This is a genomic window from Pseudomonas oryziphila, from assembly GCF_003940825.1.
Taxonomy (GTDB): Bacteria; Pseudomonadota; Gammaproteobacteria; order Pseudomonadales; family Pseudomonadaceae; genus Aquipseudomonas; species Aquipseudomonas sichuanensis.
In genome coordinates this window covers 5,049,385-5,072,375 of the sequence record NZ_CP034338.1, presented here as the reverse complement: position 1 = coordinate 5,072,375, position 22,991 = coordinate 5,049,385, and the positions used below count along the sequence as shown (strand labels likewise).

Sequence of the window (22,991 nt, the reverse complement as noted above, 5' to 3'; positions counted from 1 at the left end):
GTCAAGGCATTCGGAGCGCCCGGAGCAACTCAATATTTAGGTGATCAACATGGCCGAGCAGAGTGGAAAAGTTAAATCAATGAACACGGACTTGCACTTCGGTTGGATTGAATTCGAACCTGAGTCGGAGGAAGAGGATGACCAGCTTCAATTCGAATTAATAGCCAACTCCGGAATTGCCGTAGGCTCAGAAGTAACCTTCACCAAGGTACTCGACCCAAACAAATCGGGCAAATTCAAGGCCACGGCTGTTAGGCTCTGTCTGAAATCCTAAGAAACTGAAATGTGGCCTCGGAACAGCCTGGGTTCTGTACAGTCGCCGGCCATCTACGGAAAGGAATTCTGTGATGGCAAAGCGTTATGAACTCTCGGATGAAGCGTGGGCAGTGGTCGCCGACCTCTTTACGGCGGCCCACGTCAGGGGCAGGCCCCGCAGCAGTGATCGTTTGATGCTCGATGGTGTGCTCTGGGTGCTCTGCTCAGGAGCAGCCTGGCGAGATATGCCCGAGCGCTTCGGGTCTTGGGCAACGGTCTATCACCGCTTCCGACTCTGGCGAAACCGCGGAACATTCGATCAGATGCTCAGACGATTGCACCTCAGACTCAATGACAAAGGCTTGATCGATCCCCACACCTGGATGATCGATTCGACCGCTGTTCGAGCAACCCGTGCTTCATCTGGAGCGCGGAAAAAAGGGGGCCTGACGAGCCTGCCGATCACGCTCTAGGCCGCAGTCGCGGCGGCCTGACAACCAAAATCCATATGCTCTGCGACGCCAACGGGATACCGTTGCGCTTCCTTCTCTCTGGCGGCCAAGCCAGCGACATCAGCTATGCCCAGCCGTTGCTTGATGATGTCAGCATCCCGACAAACCAGCGTGGTCGTCCACGCAAACGATGCAAATGGTTGCTGGCTGACAAAGGCTACGACGCCGAGGCCTTGCGCCGTTACTGCGATCGATATCGGATGCAGCCGGTCATTCCGCTGCGCTCAATGAAACGCAAGCCCAAACCCGGCTTGCCGAGACTGTTTGATCGCCCCAAATATCGACAGCGCAACATCATCGAACGCATGTTCGGCTGGCTAAAAGAGAACCGCCGAATCGTCACGCGCTTCGACAAGCTCGCAAAAAGTTATGCCGCAATGGTCTCGCTGGCTTGCGTCATGCGGTGTATGCGACGGCTTTTTTCAGACAGAGCCTAACGCCAAAAAATAGCAGATCGGTTTAAGCGAAAGAGGCGTTCAGACCTGCTCGCCTCTTTTCTTTTTGCTGGCGTCTTGTGCGGTGTACTCCGGTCCCGCATTCGGTAAGCGGATCCCAAAGCAATTCCCTGCCTTATCGCTGTGCACGAAGACCTCACCTCCATGCATCAAGGCGATGGCCTTGACGATCGCCAGCCCCAGGCCGTGGTTGTTGCCACCGCTGTTGGCGCGCGCGGCATCCACCCGGTAGAAGCGCTCGAACAGCAGCGGCAGGTGTTCCTCGGCGATGCTCGGCCCCGGGTTGCTCACCGTGATGCTGACCTGTTGCTCATCGGCCTCGATGCGTACCTGGATCACCTGGTGAGGCGCGGTGTGCTGCACGGCGTTGTTCAGCAGGTTGATCAGCGCCCGGCGCAGCTGGGCTTTCTCGATGCGTGCGCGGGCGTCGCCACTGACGCTCACGCGCACCTGGGCGTCCTCGAGGATGTAGTCCAGGTAGTCGAGGGTGGTGGCCACCTCTTCGGCCAGCGAGGCCTCGGCCAGGGCGGTGGCCTTGCTGCCCTGGTCGGCGCTGGCGAGGAACAGCATGTCGTTGATGATGCTGCGCAGGCGCTCCAGCTCTTCGAGGTTCGATTGCAGCACCTCGAAGTAGTGTTCGGCGCTGCGCCCGCGGGTCAGTGCCACCTGGGTCTGGCCGATCAGGTTGGTCAGCGGCGAGCGCAGTTCGTGGGCGACGTCGGCGTTGAACGCTTCGAGCTGGGTATAGGCCTGGCTGACCCGGTCCAGCGCCGCGTTGAAGGCGCCGGCGAAGCGGGCCAGTTCCGGTGGCAGGGCTTCGGTTGGCAGGCGCCCGTCCAGGCGTGGCGGGGCGAGCCCCTGGGCCTGGTCAGACAGCGTCAGCAAGGGCTTCAAACCGATGCGCGCCACCCAGTAGCTGAGCAGCGATGCCAGCACCACGCCGAATGCTGCCAGGCCGACGATGGCCACCAGCAGGCTGTGTTGGGCCTGCCAGAAGGTTTCGGTGTTGATGCCGATCAGAAAGCGCAGCGGCGGGCGTTCGCCCAGTGCCGGCAGCTCGCTGACCAGCACCTTGTAAGGGTAGGGGCTGTTCGCCAGGCGCAGCTCGCGCATGCCCGGCGGGCCTTCGGCGAAGGCGCGGATCAGTTCGGTGGGTTGGCCATATTCGTAGTTCGGGTTGCTGCCGACCGCCCAGAAGCGGATGCGCTTGTCCTCTTCGCCGAGCAGGTTGAGCTTGTTGTGGATCTTGGCCCAGTGCTCGGGCGTGCCGTAGCGGTTGAGGGCGGACTCGAGCACGCTGAAGCGGGCTTCCAGTTCGGCGGCAGGCAGCAGGTCGAGGCTGCGGTCGACCTGGCGGTACAGGGCGCTGCCGATCAGCACGAACACGCCCAGGGCGACCAGGGTGAACAGGGCGCAGAGGCGCAGGGCGATGGAGTTGCCGGCTCTTTTGCGCAAATGGTCTTTTGTGTTCATTGACTGTCAATCCAATCGCCGCCGCCAAGCCCCTGTGGGAGCGGGTTTACCCGCGAACACCGGCGAAGCCGGTGCCAGGCACCTCGGTGGCCACTTCGCGGGTAAACCCGCTCCCACAGGGACTGCTCACTACCCACGGTTTTCCAGGACATAGCCCATGCCTCGGATGGTATGCAGCAGCTTGTTGTCGAAGGGCCCGTCAAGCTTGGCGCGCAGGCGCTTGATCGCCACCTCCACCACATTGGCGTCACTGTCGAAATTGATGTCCCACACCAGCTCCGCAATGGCCGTCTTGGACAGGATTTCGCCCTGGCGCCGGGCCAGCACACTGAGCAACGAGAACTCCTTGGCGGTCAGCTCCAGGCGCTGGCCTGCGCGGGTGGCCTTGCGCGCCATCAGGTCGATCCACAGGTCGGCCACCTGCACCTGCAGCGGTTCGTGGCTGCTGCTGCGGCGGGTCAGGGCTTGCAGGCGGGCGACCAGCTCAAGGAACGAGAACGGCTTGCCCAGGTAATCGTCGGCGCCTTCGCGCAGGCCATGGATGCGGTCCTCGACCCGTTCGCGGGCGGTGAGCATGATCACCGGCGTCTGCTTGCGTGCCCGCAACGCGCGCAGCACACCGTAGCCGTCCAGGCCCGGCAGCATCACGTCGAGCACGATCACCGCATAGTCGCCTTCCAGGGCCAGGTGCAGGCCGTCGATGCCGTCCCGCGCCAGGTCCACGGTAAAGCCCTGCTCGGTCAGGCCGCGGTGCAGGTAGTCGGCGGTTTTTTCTTCGTCTTCGATGATCAGTACACGCATGGTCTTGTCTCAGCGGGCGGTCGGCGCGGCGACGGTGGCGGCCTGGCGGCGATGGAACAGGCGCTCCAGGGCCAAGTATATGACCGGGGTGGAGAACAGCGTCAGCGCCTGGCTCACCAGCAGCCCGCCCACCACCGCGATGCCCAGTGGCTGGCGCAGCTCGGCACCAGCGCCGAAGCCGAACATCAGCGGCACCGCGCCGAGCAGCGCGGCCAGGGTGGTCATGATGATCGGCCGGAAGCGCACCAGGCACGCCTGGCGGATCGCCTGTTCAGGCGTCATGCCGTGGTGGCGCTGGGCGTCGAGGGCGAAGTCGATCAACAGGATGCCGTTCTTCTTGACGATGCCGATCAGCAGCACCACGCCGATCAGCCCCATGATGCTGAAGTCCTGCCCGCTGCCCCACAGCAGGATGATCGCCCCCAGGCCCGCCGAGGGCAGGGTGGAGATGATGGTCAGTGGGTGCACGAAGCTCTCGTAGAGCACGCCGAGGATGATGTACACCGCCACCAGCGCGGCGAGTATCAGGTACGGCTGGCTCGACAGCGAGCTCTGGAATGCCTGGGCCGCGCCCTGGAAGTTGCCGGTGATCGAGTCGGGCATGCCGAGCTCGCGCTGGGTGCGTTCGAGGATCTGCACCGCATCGCCCAGGGCCACGCCGGGGGCCAGGTTGAACGACAGGTTGGCGGCGGGGAACAGGCCGTCGTGGCTGATCGACAGCGGCCCGGTGCTGGGCGACGCCACATGGGCCAGTGCCGACAGCGGCACCATCTCGCCCGACAACGGCGAGCGCAGGTAGAAGTAGTTCAGGCTTTCGGCCTTGCCACGCTGGCGGGCGTCCAGCTCGAGGATCACCTTGTACTGGTTGGTCTCGGTCTGGAATTCGCTGATCTGGCGCTGGCCGAAGGCGTCGTACAGCGCCTGGTCGACATCGGTGGTGGTCAGGCCGAAGCGCGCCGCGGCCTGGCGGTCGATGTCGATGCGGGTGACGCTGGCGCCCAGTTGCAGGTCGTTGGAAAGGTCACGCAACGCCGGGTTTTCCCGCAGGCGCTCGGTCAGGCGCTGGGTCCACAGGTTCAGCGCCACGCCGTCGTTGCTCTTGAGCACGTACTGGTACTGGGTGCGCGAAGGGCCGGAGCTGAGGTTGATGTCCTGGCCGGCGCGCATGTACAGGACGATGCCGGGCACCTGGGCCAGCTTGGGCCGCAGGCGGTCGATGAACTCGCTGGCCGAGACATCGCGTTCGCCACGGGGCTTGAGCGAGATCCAGAAGCGGCCGTTGGCGATGGTCTGGTTGCTGCCGGTCACCCCCACCGAATGGGAGAACGCGCGCACCGCCGGGTCGTCGCCGATGATTTTGGCCAGGGCCAGGTGTTTTTCGATCATCGCGGGGTATGACACATCCGCCGCCGCCTCGGTGGTGCCGAGGATGAAGCCGGTGTCCTGCAGCGGGAAGAAGCCCTTGGGGATGCCGACGTAGCCGACCACCGCCAGGGCGAGGGTGATGCCGAAGATGCCGAGGGTCAGGCGTTGGTGCGCCAGGGCGCGGTCCAGGCCTTTCTCGTACCAGCCCAGCAGGCGCTGGCCGAAGCCGCCATGCTGCTCCTGCGGCGGCTTGCGCATGAACAGCGCGCACAGCGTCGGCGCCAGGGTCAGCGACACCAGCACCGAAATCAGGATGGTCGCTGTGGCGGTCAGGGCGAACTCCTTGAACAGCCGGCCGACCACGCCGCCCATGAACAGCAGCGGGATGAACGCGGCAATCAGCGAGAAGCTGATCGACACCACGGTGAAGCCGATTTCGCCCGCGCCCTTGAGCGCGGCGGTGCGGCTGTCGTCGCCGGCCTCCAGATGGCGGTGGATGTTCTCCACCACCACGATGGCGTCGTCGACCACGAAGCCCACGGCGATGACGATGGCCACCAGGGTCAGGTTGTTGAGGCTGAAGCCGAACACGTACATCAATGCGCAGCTGGCGATCAGCGACACGCCCAGCACGCTGGACACCACCAGGGTTGCCGACCACTGGCGCAGGAACAGCGCCATCACGCCGATCACCAGGGCCACGGCGATCATCAGCGTCAGTTCCACCTCGTGCAGCGAGGCGCGGATGGTCTGGGTGCGGTCCTGCAGCACCGACACCTCGACCGAGGCCGGCAGCATTTGCTGCAGGCGCGGCAGGGCATCGAGCACCCGGTCCACGGTGTCGACGATGTTCGCCCCGGGCTGGCGGAAGATCACCAGGTTGAGCCCCGGCTGGTCGCCCGACCAAGCCTTGACGTAGGCGTTCTCGGCGCCGTTGATCACCTTGGCCACGTCGGCAAGGTGCACGGGGGCGCCGTTGCGGTAGCTGACGATCAGCCGGGCATAGTCTTCGGGGTGGAACAGTTGGTCGTTGGCGGCGATGGTCGACACGCTGTGTTCGCCATACAGCGCGCCCTTGGCCAGGTTCAGGCTGGTCTGCTGGATGGCCTGGCGGATGTCGGCCAGGGTCAGGCCGATGGCGGCGAGTTTCTCCGGTTGGGCCTGCACGCGGATGGCCGGGCGCAGCTGGCCGGTGATGTTGATCAGGCCGACCCCGTCGATCTGGCTGAGCTGGCGCGCCAGCAGGGTTTCGGCGTAGTCGCTGAGCTCGTTGCCGGGCATCTGCGCCGAGCTTACGGTGAGGATCAGCACCGGGCTGTCGGCCGGGTTCACCTTACGCCAGGTCGGCGGGCTGGGCAGGTCCTGGGGCAGGCGCGCGGTGGCGGTGTTGATCGCCGCCTGGACCTCCTGGGCGGCGGTGTCGATGTTCTTGTCGAGGGTGAACTGCAGGGTCAGGTTGGTCGAGCCCAGGGCGCTGCTGCTGGTCATCTGGGTCATGCCGGGGATGGCGCTGAACTGCACCTCCAGGGGCGTGGCCACCGACGAGGCCATGGTTTCGGGGCTGGCGCCGGGCAGTTGGGCGGTAACCTGGATGGTCGGGAAGTCGGCCTCCGGCAGCGGCGCCACCGGCAGGCGCGGGAAGGCGATGGCGCCCAGCAGCACCAGGGCGAAGGTCAGCAGCAGGGTGGCGATGGGGTGGTCGATGCACCAGGCCGACACGCCGTTGCGGGTGTTCATGGCTGGGGCTCCGGGTTGTTTGCGCTGACGCCATCGCGGGGCAAGCCCGCTCCCACGGTACTACCTGCATCCCGGGCAGTGGCGGTATCGCGTGGGAGCGGGCTTGCCCCGCGATTGCCATCGGCCAGGCGCTGCGGCTCTGCGCACTGTCCGCTGGTTTCAACCCGGCTGCCGGGCTTAAGCCGCGACTGGCCATCGAGCACCAGGCAATCCCTAGGCTTCACACCATCAACGACGTTCAGCGTGCTGTCCTGATACAGCACTTTCACCGGCACGGCGGCGACCTTGTCGCCATCGAGGCGGTAAACGAAGTGCCCGTCGATGCTGCGCTGCACCACCGGCGGCGGCACCACCAGGGCGTTCTCGTCCACCGCGGTGAGCAGGCGCACGGTCACCAGTTGACCGGGCCACAGGTGGCCGTCCTTGTTGTCGAACTCGGCCTTGACCCGCACCGTGCCGGTATTGGCCGACACCTGGTTGTCGATCAATGCCAGGTGGCCCTTGCCCAGCAGGCTGCGCTCGCCGTCGGCATCCATGAACGCCTCCACTGCGGCGGGCGTGGGGGCTTCGAGCAGTTTGTGCAGGGTCGGCAGGTTTTGCTGGGGCAGGCTGAACTCCACGGCGATCGGGTCGATCTGGGTAACGCTGAACAGGCCCTGGCTGTCGCTGGTGCGCACCAGGTTGCCCGGGTCGACGTTGCGGATGCCCACGCGGCCGCTTACCGGTGAGCGGATTTGCGTATAGCTGAGCTGTACGGCGGCGTTGTCGATGGCCGCCTGGTCGCCGGTGATCGTTGCCTGCAACTGGTTCACCAGCGCCTGCTGCTGGTCGAGGGTCTGCTTCGACACGCCGTCATCGCTGCTCAGCAACTGGTAGCGCTTGAGGTTGACCCGCGCCACCTGCAGTTGCGCCTGGGTCTGGCCAAGCTGGGCACGGGCCTGGTCGAGGCTGGCGCGGATCGCCCGGTCATCGAGGGTGGCCAGCAGGTCGCCCTGCTTCACCCATTGCCCTTCCTTCACCAGCACCTGGGTCAGCACGCCTTCGACCTGCGGGCGCACCTCGACGCTGTGCAGCGACAGCACCGAACCGATGGCGCCGAGGTAACGCGGCACATCCTGCTGGGCCACGCCGACCACCCGCACCGGGATGGCGGCAGCCGGCTTGTGCGCGGTATTCGCGCTCGGGCGCAGCCACCAGGCGGCGCCGCCGAGGGCGACGACGAGCAGCAGGATCAGGGCTTTGCGGGGCAGGGGTCGGGTCATGTGGCGGTGGCCGGAAAGGGGAAGGGGACAGTGTCTTATAGCGTGCCGATCGGGTCGCCAGGGTGACCGCTGGCTGTCAGCACTGTCAGTTTTGCATGCGTTTGGGAAATTTCGCAGTTTGCTTGGGAAAGCGTTCCCATGAACTTGCTCCGTTTCGCCGTGGACCGGCCTGTCGGCCACGGCATGATGCTCTTCGTGCTCGGCAAGCCACCCACGGTTGCCGTTGCACGAATCATCAAGGCGCAACGCGCGCAGCATCATGAAGGGAGCAACCATGAAAAAGGTAACCTTGAGCGGCCTGGCCGCCGCAGTGGCATTGATGGGCGCGGCCCAGTTCGCACAGGCCGCCGACGGCGAGATCAGCTTTGAAGGCACCATCGTCAACAGCACCTGCGCCATCGAGGTGGGTAACGGCACCGGCGGTGCCAAGGGTGTGGTCAAGCTCGGCGACCAAGTGCCGGTGAGCAGCCTGGCCAAGGCCGGCGACGTGGCCGGCGGTGGGGCATTCACCCTGCAGGTCAACGCCAGCGACCCAGGTTGCGATATCACCGGCAAAGCCGCCACCGTGACTTTCCTGCCGATCACCGGCTCCGCCGGTGCGGCGGGCCAGTGGCTGGCACTGGAGCCGGTGGCCGGTGCCGCCAGCAACGTGGCGGTGCAACTGCGCGATTTCAGGGGCACCGAGCTGCCGGTGTCCGAGCCGTCCGCCGAGTACGCCAACCTCAGCCAGCCCCTGCGCTTCACCGCCAACTACATCGCCACCGGCACTGCCACCCCTGGCCCGGCCAACGCCAAGGCGCAGTTCACCGTGAACATCCAGTAAACCGGGCTGCAGCCGCGCCCTGTGCAGGGCGTGGCTCACCCTGAAACCAAGGGGGTTGTGATGTTCCGCACCCATTCACACAGGTGGCTGGCCGGCGCGTTGTTGCTGGCACTGCTGCCAATGGCGCAGGCAGGGGTGACCCTGAGCGGCACGCGCATCATCTTCGATGCCAGCAAGCGCGATGCATCGATCACCGCTGGCAACGGCACCGACAAACCCTACGCCGTGCAGGCCTGGGTCAACACCGAGGAAGACGACCACGCCATCAGCGCGCCGTTCATTGCCACGCCGCCGCTGTTTCGACTGGATGCGATGAAGGAGCAGATGGTGCGTATCGTGCCGACCGCGCACAACCTGCCGACCGACCGCGAGTCGGTGTTCTATTTCAACGCCCAGGAAATCCCCGCTGCCAGCAACGACGATGGCAACACCCTGAAGATCGCCCTGCGCACGCGGATCAAGCTGTTCTACCGGCCCAAGGGGTTGCAGGGCAGCCTGCTCGAAGCCCTGCCACGGCTGGAGTGGGCCATTCGCCAGGAGGCCGGCGAAGCGCGGCTTCAGGTGCACAACCCAACGCCGTTCCACGTCTCGTTCATCCATATCAAGGTGGCCGACGGCGGGCGCGACAGCGAAATCGACAAGCCGGTGATGGTGGCGCCGTTCTCCACCCGCCAGTACGCCATTGCCCCGCGCCTGGGCTGGACGCCGAACAGCGTCGAGTTCTCGGTGATTAACGACTACGGCGGCTACACCAAGCCCGAACGGGTCAGCCTTGGCGCTACGCGCTGACTGGCGCACGCTCTCTGATCGAGTAACCGTAATGCCCAATTCTTCCTGCCGCAGGCCTGGCGCCTGCGGCCCGACCCTGCTCGCCTGTTTGTTCGCTGTCGGCCTGCCGGTTGCCCAGGCGGCGATGTTCGACAGCAGCTTCATGCAGCCCTTTGGCGGCGGCTCGGCCGGCCCCAACCTCGACCTCGAGGCTATCGCCCACAACGCCCAGGTACCTCCTGGCCTGCACCAGGTGACCATCCGCCTGAACCAGAGCTTCTACGAGCGCCGCGAACTGCGCTTCGACGATGCCGGCAACGGCGAGGTTCGTGCCTGCCTGAGCCCGGCAATGCTCGACGCCATGGGCGTGAAGCTGGCCGCGTTCATCGACCAGCGCGAGCTGGATACGCTGGACTGCGTCGACCTGCAGCAGGCGGTCGAAGGCGCTCTGGTGACCTTCGATCCCGCCTATCTGGCGCTGGACATCAGCGTGCCGCAGGTGGCCCTGCGTCGCGACGCAGCGGGCTACGTGGCGCCGGAGGAATGGGACGCCGGCATCAACGCCGGGCTGCTCAACTACCAGTTCACCAGCTCGCAAGGGCACACGGCAGGGCAGGGCGATCACAACCAGTTCAGCCTGTACCTCAATGGCGGGCTCAACCTTTCCGGCTGGCGCCTGCGCTCCAATGGCAGCTTCACCCAGGACCAGAACAACCGCCGCCAGTGGCAGCGTTCGACCAGCTACGCGCAAACCGACCTGCCGGGCAGCCTCGGCACCTTCACCCTCGGCGAGAGCTTCACGGCCGGTGATGTGTTCGACAGCCTGCCGTTTCGTGGTGTGCAGGTGGCCAGCGACATCGGCATGCTGCCCGATTCGATGCAGGGCTACGCGCCGGTGATCCGTGGCGTGGCCGAAACCCGCGCGCGGGTCGAGGTGCGCCATAACGGCTATTCGCTGTACACCACCTACGTGCCGCCCGGGCCGTTCGAGATCAACGACCTCAACGCCTCCAGCGGCAGCGGTGACCTCGAGGTGATCATCACCGAGGCCGATGGCCGTGAGCGGAGCTTCACCCAGCCCTACGCCACCCTCGGCAACCTGCTGCGCGAGAATACCTGGCGCTACGGCCCGACCTTCGGCGAGTACAACGCCGCCGACGAAAACGGCAATCGCCCAGGCCTGGCCCAGGCCACGCTGGCCTACGGCCTGCCCCATGACTACACCTTGTCAGGCGGCCTGCTGGGCAATGACTTCTACCGCGCCACGCAGGTGGGCCTGGGCAAGAACCTGGGCAGCCTCGGCGCCATCTCGCTGGATGTGACCCAGGCCCGCACCGAGGGCCGTGACGGGCACAGCGATCAAGGGCGCAGCTATGGCATTCGCTACGGCAAGGCCTTCGCCACTGGCACTTCGGTGCGCTTCGCCGGTTACCGCTACTCCACCGAGGGCTACCGCGATTTCAGCGAGGCGGTGTGGCAGCACCAGGGCGATGACTTCAACCGCATGACCAAGCGCAGCCGGGTGCAGGCCAGCATCAACCAGAATTTCGGCAACACCTCGCTGTACCTGAACCTCAGCCAGCAGGACTACTGGAACACCTCGCGCCGCGAGCGTCAGTTGCAGTTGGGCGTCAACACCGTGTACCGCGGGGTGAGCTATGGGCTGTACGCCAGCAAGAGCCTGGTCGACTCGTTCGGCCAGTCCAGTTTCATCAGCTTCAACCTGTCGATTCCGCTGGGGGGCGGCAGCAGCGGCACCCTGGCGCTGACCCGCAATAACGACGGCAGCTACGACCAGCGTGCCGGCTACCGGGGCCGTTCAGGGCACCTCAACTACGCGGTGGATGCCAGCCATGCCGAGCGTTCCGGCGGTAGCGGCTCGGCCTCGCTCAACTACCTGGCGCCGTTCGCCCAGCTCGGCGCCGGGGTGAGTGCCGGCGAACGCTACCAGCAAGTCAACGTCAGTGCCTCGGGCTCGTTGCTCGCCCATGGCGGCGGCATCGCCCTGGGCCAGACACTGGGCGAAACCCTGGGGCTGGTGCATGTGGCCGACACGCCGGGGGTGGGCCTTGGCAATGCACCGGGCACCCGAACCGACAGCAGCGGCTATGCGCTGATCCCCTACCTCACGCCGTACCGCAAGAACCGTGTGAGCCTGGATACCAGCGGGCTGGACCACAGCACCGAGATCGACAACGGCGTCACCAACGTGGTGCCGCGCCGGGGTGCGGTGGTCAAGGCCGAATTTGCCGCGCAGCGGGTGGAGAAGGTGTTGTTGAACCTGCGCCTGGAAGACGGCGGGCTGCCGCCTTTCGGCGCTCAGGTGCTGGACGCGGCGCAGCGCACGGTCGGCGTGGTCGGGCCTGGCGGGCAGGCATTGCTGGCATTCGAAGGGGCAGCAGGGGCGCTGACCGTGCGCTGGGGCGCCAGTGCCTCGCAACAGTGCCGGGCGCTGCTGGCACTGGCTGGCGCAGCGCCTGCACAAGGGTATCGACAGGTGCAGAGTGTCTGTCGCCCAGGAGAGGTGGCGTTGGTTGAGCATCATGCCGAGGGGCGTGGATGAGGAGCAGTCTGTTGGACAGAGCAATGCGTGGTGTGTCGGATGGTGCCATTTGGCGTGGGGCATTGAAGTGGGTGCTGGCGATGTTTTCGTGGTTGCCGCTGTCAGTGCTGGGCTGCGATTTTCCACCGGGTTTCTTCTACCGGGTGAACATTGACCCGGGGCACCTGTTTGTCGGCCGGGACGCCCCCGTCGGCACGGTCATTCGTCCTCAGAGGCCGAGCTATCAATGGGAGTACACAAGCGTGGAGCTGATTTGGTGCCGTGGGACCAATAGGTTCGAGGTCAAATCGCCCATGCCGCAGATCCATGGCTCCAGTCTGGTCGGCCCTGGCGAGGTGATCCTACAGACGCGGATACCGGGGATCGGCGTCGTGATGGGCGCCAGCTATGGCTGGCCCTCGAGTCGCTACTGGACGTACATGCCTGGCCATGGACGCTTCGGGTGGGGCGTGCCCCACACGTCGACCGTCCAGACTGAAAGCGATGAGGTGGGTTCTGGAATCCGCCCCATGTACTACGACTACCGCATCATCAAGTACGCCCCTGTGGATTCGGGAATGGGGCCACAATCCCTGGCTGGCCACACCTTGGCGGAGGTCATCAACGACAAGGCAGGCAAAGTGGTCGAGCTGGTGTTCTCGGCGGGTTCCCTCGACATCGCCCTGTGTGGCTTGCCCGGCGCACCGTCCACCCAGGTCACCGTGCCCATGGGGACCTGGCGCACTAGCCAGTTCACCGGCGAGGGCAGCTTCACCGACGCCCGTTCGTTCAACCTCCCGCTGCAAGCCTGTCAGGCCGGCACCGAGCCCGGCAACGAGCACTTTGCCGAGTTGCGCCTGGACCCACGCAATGGTTCCAGTGTGCTCGACGCGCCGCGCGGCATCCTTGGCCTCAACCAGGACTCGGATGCCACCGGCATCGGCGTGCAGGTGCTCAAGCCTGACCTCACGCCCATGCCGCTGCTGGAAGATGTGCCGATGACTCGCCTGCAGAACGGCGATATCCACATCCCCATGGCTGCCCGCTACATCCAGGTTGGCAAGGACGCCCCCGTCGGTGGCGTGGCCAATGCATCGGTGGCCTTCAGCCTGACCTACAAATGAGCTTGAACCGGTTTCTTACCCCGGAGGCGTAGCAGTATGTATTTGCGCAAACTGGTAGTGCTGGCTGGCCTGTACCTGCCGTTGCAGGCGTTGGCCTGTGAGTTTCCCCCTGGATTCTTCCAGCGGATCTCCTTCGACCCAGGCAACCTGGTGGTGGGCAGGGATGCGCCCATCGGCAGCCTCATCTTCTCGAGCGAAACCCGTTACACCTACAGCTCGGTGGTTTTCTCCGCAGTCAATATCAACTGCCCTGAGCAGACGGTATTCGAGGTCGCCACCCCCTTGCGGCAAGAGACGGGTTCACCCTGGGTGGCGCCAGGAGAGGTGTTGCTGCACACGAATATCCCCGGTGTCGGCCTGGCCGTGCTGGCCAGCTTCGGCAACGCCACGCCTGGCCGGCACTGGCAGTTCATTCCGGGGCAGGGGCGTTTTGGCTGGGGCGTGCCGCACCGCGAGATCGTCAGCCCGGCAGAGGTGGGCGGCGCGATCCGGGTGCCTTTTGTGAACTCACTGCAATACCACTACCGCCTGATCAAGATCGGCCCCATCGACCCAGGCATGGGCCCTCAACCGCTTGCCGGGCACACCCTGGCCCAGTTCACCAGCAACCGTAGCGGCAAGGTGCTGGAGGTGGACTTTTCCGGCGGCACGCTGAATGTGGCGCAGTGTGGTTTGCCTGGCGCGTCCTCGGAGCAGGTACGGGTACCGATGGGCACCTGGCAGGTCGCGCATTTCAGCGGGCCGGGCAGTTTCACCGACACCAAGGTGTTCTACCTGCCGCTCAGGAACTGCATAGGTGGATCGGAGCCTGGCAACTACCCCACTGCCTACCTGCGCCTGGACCCACGCAATGGCTCGCCCGTGGTGGATTCCGCGAATGGCATCATTGGCCTCAATGCCGAGTCCGACGCCACGGGGATTGGCGTACAGGTGATGGAGTCCTACGGCGGAAAACCTATGCGGCTTAACGAGGAGGTGCCGATCTTCGAGTTCTCCGATGGCGATTTTGATCTGCCGTTATCCGCTCGTTACATCCAGCTGGGCGACGACGCCCCCACGGCCGGTGTAGCCAACGCTTCGCTGAGCTTCACCCTGACCTACAAATGATTGAGCCAGATCAAAAAATGATTGCCAATTGCCACTAATCTCGAGCGCCCTGCCGATTGTCCCCAACAACAACGAGAGCCTCCGATGAAGTGCAATTTGCCTGTTACCGGTCGCGAAGTGGATTACCCCGGCGACGCCAACATCCTGTCCACCACCGACCTGGACAGCCGCATCACCTACGCCAACGACGTGTTCATGCAGGTCAGCGGTTTTACCCGCGACGAGTTGCTGGGCCAGCCCCACCACCTGGTCCGCCACCCGGACATGCCGCCCCAGGCCTTCGCGCAGATGTGGCAGGCGCTCAAGGCCGGGCGTTCGTGGATGGGGCTGGTGAAGAACCGCTGCAAGAACGGCGACCATTACTGGGTCAGTGCGTTCGTCTCGCCCATCAGCAGTGGCGGGCAGGCGCTGGAGTATCAGTCGGTGCGTACCAAACCTCGCGCAGAGCAGGTGGCGGCGGCCGAAGCCTGCTATGCACGCCTGCGCGAAGGGCGGCGCAGCTGGCGCGAACGCTTGCCGGTGGCGGGCCTGGCAACGCGCCTGGCGCTGGCGGTGGCGGGGGTAGCGGCACTGGTGATCGGCGTGGGGCAGTGGTGGGCAGGGGCGTCACTGCTGGTGTCATTGGCCGAAGTGCTTGCCGTGGCGGGCCTGGCTGGCCTGGCCATCCTGCTGTTGCTGCGCCCCTATGAGCGCCTGCGTCGTCAGGCCCTGGCGATTGCCGACAACCCGCTGAGCCAGCTTTTATACACAGGCCGGCGCGATGGCCTGGGCCAGATCGAGTTCGCCATGCGCATGCTCAAGGCGCAGCTGGGCGCCGTGGTCGGGCGCATCGGCGACACCTCGTCGCGCCTGGCCGGGCATTCCGGCTCGCTGGTCGAGGCCCTGCACAGCAGCCATGCCAATAGCCTTGAGCAGCAAAGCGAGGCTGACCAGGTGGCCACTGCCATCCACCAGATGAGCGCCAGCGTGGCCCAGGTGGCCACGAGCGCGCAGATGGCCTCGATGGCCGCCGACCAGGCCGAGGGCGAGACCCAGGCCGGGCACCAGCTGGTGGACCGTAACCGCTGCGCGATCCAGGACCTGGCCGGTTCGCTGGTTGAGGCCGGCGAGGTGATCCAGCAACTGGAAAGCCACAGCAGCGAGATTTCCGGGGTGCTCGACGTGATCCGCGGCATTGCCGAGCAGACCAACCTGCTGGCGCTCAACGCCGCCATCGAGGCGGCGCGGGCCGGCGACCAGGGGCGCGGCTTTGCCGTGGTGGCCGACGAGGTGCGTGGCCTGGCCCAGCGCACCGCGCAGTCCACCCATGATATCCAGCACATGATCAGCGCCCTGCAGGACGGCGCCCGCGCTGCCGTGCAGGTGATGCGCGAGAGCAGCGCCCATGCCGGGCACAGCGTCGAGCAGGCGCAACTGGCCAGCGATGCGCTGGACAGCATCAGCGTGCGGGTCAACCAGATCAACGAGATGAGTTTGCAGATTGCCGCGGCGGTGGAGCAGCAGAGCCAGGTCAGCGAGAACATCAACCGCAACATCATCAGCATCCGCCAGGCCAGCGAGGCGACGGTGCAGGTGGGGCAGCGCAGCCATGGCAGCGCCAGCGACGTGGCGGATCTGGCGCAGGACCTGCGGCGGCTGGCGGATGAGTTCTGGCGCAGGTGTCAGTAAGCGGCTGGGTAGTTTGCAGAAGCGATCACTGTGGGAGCGGCTTTAGCCGCGAAGCAGACGACGCGGTGGATGGCACCGGCTTTGCCGGTTTTCGCGGCTAAAGCCGCTCCCACAGGGGCTGGTTTGGCCAATGGGTAGCGGGCAGATCAGAACCCGATAAAGGCGTAATACACCGGCGTCTCGGCGGTGGTTTGCAACCCATGCCCCTGCAGGCCGCCGGCCAGCTCGCCATCCACCACATGCACCTGCCACTGCGCAGGGTTATCCACAGGCACTGCGGCCAGCGCGGCTGCCAAGGCGCCCATGTCCGGCAGCCAGGCGGTGAAGCCATTGCCCTTGAGCGCACTGGTGGTCATCCCCAGCGCCTGGCAGATGGCGACCTTGCTGGCGATGTCGTCACGGTCGGCCTGGCGCGACGCCTCGATCAACCGGCGCAGTTCTGCATCCTGCAGCAATCCGCCATGGATCAGCTCCGGCCCCTGCTCCCAGGCTTCGGCCGGGCAGTCCTTGCTCTCGGGGCGCAGCGGCAGGTGCGGGTTGATTTCGGCCGGGTAGATGCGGCACACCAGCGGGCGGCTTTCATAGATGCTGCACAGGTCGTCGGCGTTCAGGTTGCGGCAGCGCCCCGGGTTGAACGCGGCGAAGGTCACCGACACGCTCAGCTCGCCTGTGCCGCAGGGCACCGGGTGGGAGCGGCGCAGCACGTGTTCGCGCTGCTCTGGCGGCATGCCCGGGCCATCGACCATGAAGCCTTCGATCAGCACGATCACCTGGCCCCCGGCATGCGCCCACTGGCCCGCCTCGGCGAGGGTCAGCGGCACATGGTGGCCGGTGCAGCACTTGCCGCAGCCGGTACAGCCGAAACGGATGCTGTCGCTCACTTGCCGGCCGCCCACTCGGTGACGAAAGCCTGCTGGCGCTGGCGGTCGTACAGGCACAGTTCGGTGCCGGTGGCGTTGTTCATGTGCTTTTGCGGGTACACGCCTTCGATCAGGAGGGCGCTGTAGCCGACCTGGTCGTCGAATTCGGCAGGCTTGCCCAGGGCGTGGGCTTGCTTGAACTGGCTGGCCTTCAGGCAAGCCTTGAGCATGTGCTGGCGCTGGTCGTTCCAGGCCTGGGTGCTGGACGCGTGGGCCGCGCCGCTGAACAACGCGAAAGCGATCAGCAGGGAGCTGAGGTATTTCATGTGCGGGTCCGCCGTTGGCTGCGAAGGGCGCGAATTATGCCCGAACGCTCCCCGACAGCAAGCCGGGGAGTTTGTCGCTGAATATATCAGCGCTCGGCGAACACCACAGCGCGGGCCGCCACCACCAGGCAGTCGGTCAGCTCCGGCGAGCTGAATTTGGTGAGGATGGCGTTGGCCCCGGCTTCCTCGGCCTTCTTGCCGCTCATGGCGCTGTCCAGCGAGGTGTGCAGCAGGATGTACAGGTGCTGGAAGTCCGGGGTTTCGCGCAGGGTGCGGGTGAAGGCAAAGCCGTCCATTTCGGACATCTCGATGTCCGAGACGATGATGTTGATCTCCCGCTCGGTGCCTTGGAGCTCCAGCAGTACGTTGATTGCATCCTTGGCGCTGCGTGCGGTGTGGCATTCGATGCCGAGGTTGCGCAGGGTGTGCACCGACTGCTGCAGCGCCACCTGGCTGTCGTCGACCACCAGGATGTTGGCGGCCGCCAGCAGGCTTGCGTCTTCTTCGCTGACTTCGCCCGGGTGCGGTTCGTGCTGTGGCGGGGCGATGCCGTGGATGACCTTTTCGATGTCCAGCACCTGCACCAGGGTGTTGTCGACCCGGGTCACGCCGGTGATGAACGAGCGGTTGCCCGAGCCGAACGGCGGCGGTTTGATGTCGGTGCTCAGGCAGTGGACGATGCGGCTCACCGCCTGCACGTGCAGGCCCTGGCGCGAGCGGCTGATCTCGGTGACGATCAGGCAGCCGCCGTCGGGGTCGGCCAGGGGCATTTCGCCGATGGCGCGGGACAGGTCGATCACCGACAGCGAGTTGCCGCGCAGGGTGGCCACGCCTTTGACGTGCGGGTGGGCCTCCGGCAGCTTGGTCAGCGGCGGGCAGGTGATGATCTCGCTGACCTTGAGCAGGTTGATTGCCATCAGCTTGCCGCTGCGCAGGGTGAACAGCAGCAGGGACAACGAGTCCGCGCGGGCTTTTTGCGTGGCCATGGGCAACCTTCCGGAGTGTCGGGAATAGAGGAGGATGCCGGGGTATCGGCCTGCGACGGCCAGGCTTTAGATAAAAAGGGCCTTGCGGCCCTTTGCTGATTACCAGTTGTAACGTACCCCCAGGTTGACCCCCCAGGGTTGTTCGATGCGCTCGCCCTTCATGTAGTCGAAACCGGCCTGCACCTGCAGCACGTCGGTCAGCTGGGCGTTGATGCCGGCCCCCAGTTCGATGCGGCTGCCCGACAGGTCATTGGCGAACCGCGTGTCGTTGACCCGTACCTGGTTGTCGCGGGCGAACTCGTGGGCGTAAGCCGCCTTCACATAGGGTTGCGCGAAGCCGCCGTCGGCCAGGGCAAAGGTGCGTCCCACATGGCTGCCCGCCTTGGCCAGCAGCGAATCGGCGTTGCGGGTGCTGGCGCGCATGCCGTTATCGAGGCTATAGCTGGCGCCGTCGACCCACAGTGCGGAGCCTTGGGCGTAGGGTTCGACGAACCAGCCATCGTCGAGCTTGAAATGCTTGCCCATCTCGACCGAGGCGCCGATGCCGTGGTTGCTGTATTCGCCCTTGGCTTTGCGGCCATCGCTCATGCGCACGTCCGAGCTGTTCTGGAAGCGGTTGGCCTTGATCAGGGCATCGATGTACAGGCCATCGTCCGCCAGCCAGGTGCTGTAGGCGCCGATGTGGTAGCTGTCGACCTGGCCAGTGGTGCCGCCGGAAAGATCCAGTTGCGAGCGGCTGTAGCCGCCCATCAGGCCCACCAGCCATTGGCCATCGCGGGAGGGCAACGGGGCGTCGGCACCGAAGGCGATACCCTGCTGCACCTGGTCATAAGCCGCGCCGGCACCGGCCGCTACCTGATACTTGTTGGCGTAGCTGCGCAGCCAGCCACCGCCGCTTTGCTGGCCGTTGCGCAACTCGCCCATGCGCCCGCGCAGGGTGCTCGACTCGCCGTACCACACGGTCGGCGCGGCGCTGAACAGGCCGGTGACCGAGCGCGTGCCCGGCGTGGTGGTGTTGCCCTTGCGCACCAGGAACCAGTCATCGCCCCGTTGCTCGAGCTCGTAGGCGAACGTACCGAAGTCCACTTGCCCACCGATCAGGCCGAACTGCGAGGTGCTGCCTTGGCCGGTATGCACGACCTGATGGGCGTCCACCGCGCTGTTCGGGTCGGTGCCGGTGCTCTGCACCAACAACTGGTGATCGCCGCTGGCCTTGCCGCTGACATCGAGGAAGTCGCCCTGCTGGCCGCTCAGGTCGGCGCGCAGCATGAAGGTCCCGCTGCCGGACAATTCGCCCACTTGCAGGTGGTTGAAAGCGGCGCCAGGGGCATTGCCGCGCAGGTCGACCGTACCTGTGTCGAGCGACAGGCGACCGACCGTGGAGTCGCCGGTCACGACCCAGCTGGACGCGTCTTCGAGCACCAGCGATGTGACGTTGTCGAGGCGGCCGGTCAGGCTGGCGTGGTTGGTGAGCTTCAGGTCCAGGGTCGAGTCCTCGTCGACCACGATGTTGCCGGTCAACTGGCTGTCGTTCACCACGGCATTGGCGCGGCCACCTTCCACGACCTCGATGATCACGCCGTTGCCGCCCGAGAGCGTCGAGCCATTGCTGATGTCGATCTGCACGGTTTCGTCGGCGCCAGGGGCGCGGATGACCCGGATGGCACTGCCGTTGCGGCCGACTATGGCGGAGCCGTCGAGGCTCAGTGTCGTTGCGGGCCTGCCCGGGAACAGGGAACTGGTGAACAGCACGACGCCATTGTCGTCGCCCGAGATCACGCTGTTCTCACGGATGCGCACCGTCGCGCCGGTGGCCACCAGGCCGACGCCGCCCGCCAGAGGGCCGCTGCCATTGGCCAGTGCGCGGCCATCGACCTGTGAGTTCGACAGATCGAGCACACTCGCACCCGCAGCATTGATGCCATGCCCGCTGCCAGAGACGCGGCTGTTGCTGACGCGGGCGCTGGAGTCCTGCAGGGTGATGCCCGCGGCGGAGTCTCCGGGGCGCGCAGGGTCGGCGGTGGCGGTGATGGTGCTGCCGTCAATGACGGCATTGCTGTCGAACAAGGAAATACCCGCGATACCGACGGTATTCACGGTTGCGCCGCTCATGTTCAGCTGCGCCCCGTTCCTGCCCAGGATTCGCTCGGTCTGTGCGCCTTGTGTGACGTTCAGTGTCCCGCCGAGCACGTGATAGCGGTTGACTGGATCGCCTTGGCCTACGGTGTGGCTGTCACCGGCAGGTACTTCGATGACGTCCACGGCGTGGGCAGATACCGCCAAGGCTGCGATCGTCGACGCGAGCAGCGTGCGAATGGGTAAGTAGGTCATGGGGTGGCCCGGTCAAAAAAGAGGTGCTATTTGACCGAGGCGAATCCCAAGTGACCCTAGGAAAATACCTGTGATGTTGTAGGAATATAGCCATGATGCCGAACGGGTCCGTCCGTCGATGCCCTTACCAGGCGTAATGCAAACCGAGGTTCACACCCCAGGGCTGTTCGATGTTCTTACCGTTGCCGTAGTCGATGTCGGCATGCAGTTGCAGGCGAGCTGAAACCTGGGCCGCGAGACCTGCTCCCAGTTCCAGACGCTCTCCGGACAGGTCGTCATGAAAGGAGGTTTGGTTGATCTGCACATCGTTGTTGCGCGCGAACTCGCGCACGGCCGCCGCTTTCACGTAGGGCTGCACGAAACCACCCGCTTGCAGGGGAATGGTCCGGCCGGCCTGTGCCCCCACCTTGCCCAGCAGCGAGTCGGCCCTGTCGCTGCTGGCGCGCATGCCGTTGTCCAGGTCGTAGTGTTCGCCATTGACCCACAGTGCCGAGAGCTGGACGTAGGGTTCGATGAACCAGCCGTCGTCCAGCTTGAAATGCCGGCCAGCCTCCACGGAGCCCCCCAGGCCATAGTTGTTGTAGTCCCCCTTGGCCTTGGCGCCATCGCTCATGCGCACATCGGCCTTGTTGTCGAAGCGGTTGGCCTTGAGCACCGCGTCGACGTAGTAGCCGTTGTCGGCCAGCCAGGTGCTGTATACGCCCAGGTAGTAGCTGGCGACACGGCCATTGCTGCCCAGGCGCATGTCCAGTTGCGAATCGCTGTAGCCGGCCATCACGCCGAGCAGCCAGAGGCCGCCTTGGCTGGGTAGCGGGGTGTCGACGCCGAATGAAACACCTTGCTGATTCTGCGCGTAGTGCACCTGGTCGGCGGCGGCCACCCGGTACTTGTTGCCGTAGCTCCGTGCCCAGAAACCGCCTTGGCCGTAGCCGCTGCGTAGCTCGCCCATGCGGCTGCGCAACGTGCTGAGTTCGCCGTACCACACGGTGGGTGCGGCGCTGAACAGGGCAATGGCGGTCTGCGTGCTGGAGGAGATGACCGGGGTGTCGCCTTGCACCAGGTACCAGTCGGTATCGCGCTGTTCCAGTCCGTAGGAGAAGGTGCCGACATCCACCCGGCCATTGCTGCTCAGCACCGAAAACTGAGCGTCGCCCCCTTGGGTATGCACCACCCGCAGGGGCGCGCTGCCCGCCGCGGGCTCGGCGCCGGTGTTGGCGATGAGCAGGCCGTGGGTGCCTTGGGCCTGCCCCTCGATGTTCACCAGGTCGCCCGTCACCTGGGCCAGGTCCGTGCCGAGCACGAAGGTGCCGGCGCCGTTCAGCTGGGTGGCGGTCAGGGTGCGAAAGGCGCCATTGCCCCCGCGCAGGCTCACCGTGCCGCCATCCAGCGTCAGGGCACCGACGTGAGAGTCGTTGACCATGTCAAAGCGTGAACCGCTGGCGACCAGCGTGCTCTGGGCCGTGTTCACCGAGCCCGTCAGGTTGGCCTGGTTGGTCAGGCGTATGACCGTGCTGGCCGATGACGAACGCACATCGCCCGTCATACGGCTGGCATCCAGCGACAAGCTGGTGACATCGATCATGTTCCCTGTCAGCGCGGCACCGTTGTTCAAGGCGACATCCGCGATGGCGCCATTGCTGGCACGCACATCGCCTTGCAGGCTGCTGGCATCGATGCTCACGCTGGCCTGGGTCAGCGTGCCGGGCCCATCGTCCGGTAGGCCGATTTCAACCAGGGTGCCGTTGGCCGCCGACAACGTCGAGCCATTGCGTATCTCGATGCGCGCCAGCATCGCCGGCGCGTTGAGGTTGCTCACCACGATCGCGCTGCCCGTCTGCGAGGTGAGGCTGGAGTGATCCAGCACCAGGTGGGGTTGGGTATTGCCCCCGACGGCGTTGGCGAACAGCCCCGCGCCTCTGTTGCTGCCAGTGGCCGTGCTGTCTTGCAGGATCGCTTCACCGCCGACCAGGCTGATGCCCAGCCCATCGCCAGCCACACCCCCTGCTCCGGTCCCTGTGCCTGTGAGGGTCGAGTTGACGAGCGTGGCGCTGCTGCCTCCTGAAACGTTGAGCCCGCGGCCGAAACCGGTGATCGTGCTGTTCTGCACTAGCGCGCTGGAGCCCGGCGATGAGCCCGCCAGATCACTGGTCAGCGACAGACCGATGTTGGCGCTGGAGGTCAAGGTGGAATCACGGATGGTGGCCTGGCTGGCGGACAGCACCAAGGCCCGAGCATTGCCGCCGTTGACGGTGGCTGCGTCCAGGGTCACTTGCGAACCCTGGTTGGCGGTGATCTGCAGGGTTTGCCCACCTGGCTGGACAGTCAAGGTGGCGCTGTTCAGCAGCCATGACTCCGCCGGGGTGCCTGGGCCGACACTGGCGCTGCCGCCGGGGGGAAGGGTGGCTGCCGAGGCCACGCCTCCCAGGGTGGAGAGCAATAGAAGCAATGATCGGAATTGACTGGGTGTGGCCCTGGTCGATTGACGGGATTTCATTGCCTCTACCTCCAAGTTGACGGCATGTGGCTTATCGCGTCGAGTGCATGTTTATCACCGAGGTCAGTCTTGATTGATCACTATACGCAGGATTGTTGTTTT

General features: G+C 65.4%; 15 protein-coding genes and 3 pseudogenes. 9 read left to right on the top strand and 9 right to left on the bottom strand.

The window, feature by feature from the left end:
• The first annotated feature begins 49 nt into the window (after window positions 1-49).
• Complete coding sequence (locus EJA05_RS23690) at window positions 50-274, top strand: hypothetical protein (protein WP_125860278.1); 225 nt, start codon at window positions 50-52, stop codon at window positions 272-274.
• 73 nt (window positions 275-347) lie between these two features.
• Window positions 348-1,204, top strand: a protein-coding gene (locus EJA05_RS23685; RefSeq protein ID WP_190305981.1) for an IS5 family transposase whose coding sequence is annotated in 2 segments (ribosomal slippage) — window positions 348-696 and window positions 696-1,204 — 858 coding nt in all. Because the reading frame shifts where the segments join, the coding sequence is not laid out codon by codon here.
• Window positions 1,205-1,243: 39 nt separating this feature from the next.
• Here EJA05_RS23685 and EJA05_RS23680 read toward each other — a convergent pair.
• The 4 genes and pseudogenes from EJA05_RS23680 to EJA05_RS23660 form a co-directional block, all read right to left on the bottom strand.
• Window positions 1,244-2,695 (bottom strand): heavy metal sensor histidine kinase, encoded by a 1,452-nt coding sequence (locus EJA05_RS23680; RefSeq protein ID WP_125860276.1) that lies wholly within the window; start codon window positions 2,693-2,695, stop codon window positions 1,244-1,246.
• Window positions 2,696-2,824: 129 nt separating this feature from the next.
• Window positions 2,825-3,496 carry a heavy metal response regulator transcription factor gene (locus EJA05_RS23670; protein WP_110995887.1) on the bottom strand — a complete coding sequence of 224 codons (672 nt, stop codon included), beginning with the start codon at window positions 3,494-3,496 and terminating at the stop codon, window positions 2,825-2,827.
• 9 nt (window positions 3,497-3,505) lie between these two features.
• Window positions 3,506-6,598: a multidrug efflux RND transporter permease subunit gene (locus EJA05_RS23665; protein ID WP_125860274.1), complete on the bottom strand. Its 3,093-nt coding sequence runs from the start codon at window positions 6,596-6,598 to the stop codon at window positions 3,506-3,508.
• Window positions 6,599-6,717: 119 nt separating this feature from the next.
• Window positions 6,718-7,860, bottom strand: a pseudogene (locus EJA05_RS23660) (efflux RND transporter periplasmic adaptor subunit); the annotation flags it as partial.
• Between the two features lie 274 nt (window positions 7,861-8,134).
• On the opposite strand from EJA05_RS23660, the gene EJA05_RS23655 reads away from it, so the two are divergent.
• From EJA05_RS23655 to EJA05_RS28915, 7 genes and pseudogenes are all read left to right on the top strand, one after another.
• Window positions 8,135-8,683 (top strand): fimbrial protein, encoded by a 549-nt coding sequence (locus EJA05_RS23655; protein ID WP_125860270.1) that lies wholly within the window; start codon window positions 8,135-8,137, stop codon window positions 8,681-8,683.
• Between the two features lie 60 nt (window positions 8,684-8,743).
• Entirely contained in the window at window positions 8,744-9,472 is a 729-nt protein-coding gene (locus EJA05_RS23650; protein WP_125860268.1) for a fimbrial biogenesis chaperone, read from the top strand.
• Window positions 9,473-9,503: 31 nt separating this feature from the next.
• Window positions 9,504-12,014 carry a fimbria/pilus outer membrane usher protein gene (locus EJA05_RS23645; RefSeq protein WP_125860266.1) on the top strand — a complete coding sequence of 837 codons (2,511 nt, stop codon included), beginning with the start codon at window positions 9,504-9,506 and terminating at the stop codon, window positions 12,012-12,014.
• 293 nt (window positions 12,015-12,307) lie between these two features.
• Window positions 12,308-13,117, top strand: a complete 810-nt coding sequence (locus EJA05_RS23640; protein WP_190306021.1) for a fimbrial protein — start codon at window positions 12,308-12,310, stop codon at window positions 13,115-13,117.
• A gap of 36 nt (window positions 13,118-13,153) precedes the next feature.
• Window positions 13,154-14,224, top strand: a complete 1,071-nt coding sequence (locus tag EJA05_RS23635; RefSeq protein WP_125860263.1) for a fimbrial protein — start codon at window positions 13,154-13,156, stop codon at window positions 14,222-14,224.
• An 84-nt stretch (window positions 14,225-14,308) separates the two neighbouring features.
• Window positions 14,309-14,590: pseudogene (locus EJA05_RS28920) on the top strand (PAS domain-containing protein); the annotation flags it as partial.
• 306 nt (window positions 14,591-14,896) lie between these two features.
• Window positions 14,897-15,892, top strand: a pseudogene (locus EJA05_RS28915) (methyl-accepting chemotaxis protein); the annotation flags it as partial.
• Window positions 15,893-16,038: 146 nt separating this feature from the next.
• Here EJA05_RS28915 and EJA05_RS23625 read toward each other — a convergent pair.
• From EJA05_RS23625 to EJA05_RS23605, 5 genes are all read right to left on the bottom strand, one after another.
• A complete protein-coding gene (locus EJA05_RS23625; protein WP_125860259.1) occupies window positions 16,039-16,773 on the bottom strand; it encodes a YkgJ family cysteine cluster protein in 735 nt (244 codons plus the stop codon).
• On the bottom strand, window positions 16,770-17,078 hold the full coding sequence (locus EJA05_RS23620) for a hypothetical protein (RefSeq protein WP_110995879.1): 309 nt from the start codon (window positions 17,076-17,078) through the stop codon (window positions 16,770-16,772). The genes EJA05_RS23625 and EJA05_RS23620 overlap by 4 nt, the downstream gene beginning before the upstream one ends.
• 86 nt (window positions 17,079-17,164) lie before the next feature.
• Window positions 17,165-18,064, bottom strand: coding sequence for a chemotaxis protein (locus EJA05_RS23615; protein WP_125465463.1), 900 nt, complete (start codon window positions 18,062-18,064; stop codon window positions 17,165-17,167).
• Window positions 18,065-18,163: 99 nt separating this feature from the next.
• A complete protein-coding gene (locus EJA05_RS23610; RefSeq protein ID WP_125860257.1) occupies window positions 18,164-20,395 on the bottom strand; it encodes an autotransporter outer membrane beta-barrel domain-containing protein in 2,232 nt (743 codons plus the stop codon).
• Between the two features lie 124 nt (window positions 20,396-20,519).
• Entirely contained in the window at window positions 20,520-22,889 is a 2,370-nt protein-coding gene (locus tag EJA05_RS23605; protein WP_125860255.1) for an autotransporter outer membrane beta-barrel domain-containing protein, read from the bottom strand.
• Between the last annotated feature and the right edge of the window lie 102 nt (window positions 22,890-22,991).